General features: G+C 55.6%; 5 protein-coding genes and 2 pseudogenes. All 7 read left to right on the forward strand.

Going from position 1 to position 2,575, the window contains the following annotated elements:
* Nucleotides 1-257, forward strand: a 257-nt coding sequence (locus B9P82_RS27950) for a DUF932 domain-containing protein (protein WP_143704305.1), incomplete at its 5' end; no start/stop codon positions are given.
* A gap of 160 nt (nucleotides 258-417) precedes the next feature.
* Nucleotides 418-642: a hypothetical protein gene (locus tag B9P82_RS27955; protein WP_168188481.1), complete on the forward strand. Its 225-nt coding sequence runs from the start codon at nucleotides 418-420 to the stop codon at nucleotides 640-642.
* 373 nt (nucleotides 643-1,015) lie between these two features.
* Nucleotides 1,016-1,228: pseudogene (locus tag B9P82_RS27965) on the forward strand (antirestriction protein); the annotation flags it as partial.
* 10 nt (nucleotides 1,229-1,238) lie between these two features.
* A complete protein-coding gene (locus B9P82_RS27970; RefSeq protein ID WP_101701450.1) occupies nucleotides 1,239-1,622 on the forward strand; it encodes an antirestriction protein in 384 nt (127 codons plus the stop codon).
* Nucleotides 1,544-1,873 (forward strand): annotated as a pseudogene (locus tag B9P82_RS27975) (antirestriction protein); the annotation flags it as partial. The gene B9P82_RS27970 and the pseudogene B9P82_RS27975, both read left to right, overlap by 79 nt.
* Nucleotides 1,874-1,883: 10 nt before the next feature.
* Entirely contained in the window at nucleotides 1,884-2,087 is a 204-nt protein-coding gene (locus tag B9P82_RS27980; RefSeq protein WP_371412097.1) for an antirestriction protein, read from the forward strand.
* Nucleotides 2,088-2,294: 207 nt separating this feature from the next.
* On the forward strand, nucleotides 2,295-2,575 hold a 281-nt coding region (locus B9P82_RS27990), incomplete at its 3' end, for a JAB domain-containing protein (RefSeq protein ID WP_305764033.1).

Consider the following 2,575-nt stretch of genomic DNA (forward strand, 5'->3'; position numbering starts at 1 on the left):
CGTATCGCTTTGGTGAAGAGCATCAGCCGGTGACCGAAGCCCAGGTGCTCTCCCCCCGCCGCTGGCAGGATGAACAGAATGACCTCTGGACGGTATTCAACCGGCTTCAGGAAAATCTGCAGAAAGGCGGACTTGCCGGGCGAACCGCGCAGGGAAAGCGAAGCCGTACCCGCGCCGTGAAAGGTATCGACGGTGACCTGAAGCTTAACCGCGCGTTGTGGGTGATGGCGGAAGAGCTGCAGCAGGCACTGAGCTGATGCAGCACGTTCCGGCGAATACTGATCAGCAGTCTGGCCTGTCTCACTGCAAAACCAGCCCGGCAGCCGCTCCATATCCGACGATGACCTCTGCGCCTGGTGCAGACATCTCTGCTACCNTGTGGGTGATGGCGGAAGAGCTGCAGCAGGCACTGAGCTGATGCAGCACGTTCCGGCGAATACTGATCAGCAGTCTGGCCTGTCTCACTGCAAAACCAGCCCGGCAGCCGCTCCATATCCGACGATGACCTCTGCGCCTGGTGCAGACATCTCTGCTACCGCCCCGGTGAACGCAGTCTGTGCAGGCTGTCTGTGGCTGACGGCATCTGGCCCTCACGGTGCGATGCTGATGGCTATGCACAGTCCTGCCCACAGCTACGCCTGAACGTACCGCCGGCAGATATCACCAGCCGGTAGCACTGCACGCCTGTTGCCCAAAAACTCAAACGACCTGCACGCTCCTGTTCAGCGGGAGNCCCCGGTGAACGCAGTCTGTGCAGGCTGTCTGTGGCTGACGGCATCTGGCCCTCACGGTGCGATGCTGATGGCTATGCACAGTCCTGCCCACAGCTACGCCTGAACGTACCGCCGGCAGATATCACCAGCCGGTAGCACTGCACGCCTGTTGCCCAAAAACTCAAACGACCTGCACGCTCCTGTTCAGCGGGAGTGCGCTTATGACCTTTACAAAAGGAACCACTGACATGACTGACATGACTGATATGACTGATATGACTGATATGACTGATATGACTGATATGCTCAACCTTAACAACACCCTCCCGTTACATCCATCCTCTGATGAACTGAGCGCTACGCTCGTTTCGGACGAACTGCGTGTGGACTTCTGGCCACAACACTTTGGCAACATACCGCAGTGTATAACCCTGGAGCCACGTATCTTTGCCTGGATGGACCGACTCTGCGCCGATTATCACGGTGGCATCTGGCAGTTTTACATGCTGAGCAACNATGACTGATATGACTGATATGCTCAACCTTAACAACACCCTCCCGTTACATCCATCCTCTGATGAACTGAGCGCTACGCTCGTTTCGGACGAACTGCGTGTGGACTTCTGGCCACAACACTTTGGCAACATACCGCAGTGTATAACCCTGGAGCCACGTATCTTTGCCTGGATGGACCGACTCTGCGCCGATTATCACGGTGGCATCTGGCAGTTTTACATGCTGAGCAACGGCGGTGCTTTTATGGCCCCGGAAGCAAATGAGGATACCAGTGAAAAATGGTCGCTGTTCAACAGTATGAATGGCAACGGNCCCTGGAGCCACGTATCTTTGCCTGGATGGACCGACTCTGCGCCGATTATCACGGTGGCATCTGGCAGTTTTACATGCTGAGCAACGGCGGTGCTTTTATGGCCCCGGAAGCAAATGAGGATACCAGTGAAAAATGGTCGCTGTTCAACAGTATGAATGGCAACGGCGCAGAGATGAGTGCAGAAGCTGCAGGCATTGCAGTCTGCCTCATTGCTTACAGCCACCATGCCTGTCGCACCGAATGCGATGCCATGACGGAACACTATTACCGTCTGCGGGATTACGCACTCAGGCATGCGGAATGCAGCACCATCATGCACATCATCGACTGAGGGAAACGCCATGAAACAACAGCTCCCTTTATTTGCCTCAGTCCTGCCNGCAGAGATGAGTGCAGAAGCTGCAGGCATTGCAGTCTGCCTCATTGCTTACAGCCACCATGCCTGTCGCACCGAATGCGATGCCATGACGGAACACTATTACCGTCTGCGGGATTACGCACTCAGGCATGCGGAATGCAGCACCATCATGCACATCATCGACTGAGGGAAACGCCATGAAACAACAGCTCCCTTTATTTGCCTCAGTCCTGCCTGTCTCTGCACAACAGACCATCCGCAAGGCACTAACCCTTCTGGAGCGTCAGTTACGCGAACCCGGGGCGTCATTTACGTCCAGCCATGCAGTACGNTTACGCACTCAGGCATGCGGAATGCAGCACCATCATGCACATCATCGACTGAGGGAAACGCCATGAAACAACAGCTCCCTTTATTTGCCTCAGTCCTGCCTGTCTCTGCACAACAGACCATCCGCAAGGCACTAACCCTTCTGGAGCGTCAGTTACGCGAACCCGGGGCGTCATTTACGTCCAGCCATGCAGTACGGGACTGGCTGCGTCTGCAGCTTGCCACACAGGAGCGCGAAGAATTTACCGTGATCTTCCTCGATAACCAGCATCGGTTGATTACGCACGAAACCCTCTTCACCGGCACCATCAACCATACACAGGTACATCCACGGGAAGTGGTGAA

The organism is Citrobacter sp. L55, assembly GCF_002850715.1.
GTDB lineage: Bacteria > Pseudomonadota > Gammaproteobacteria > Enterobacterales > Enterobacteriaceae > Citrobacter > Citrobacter braakii.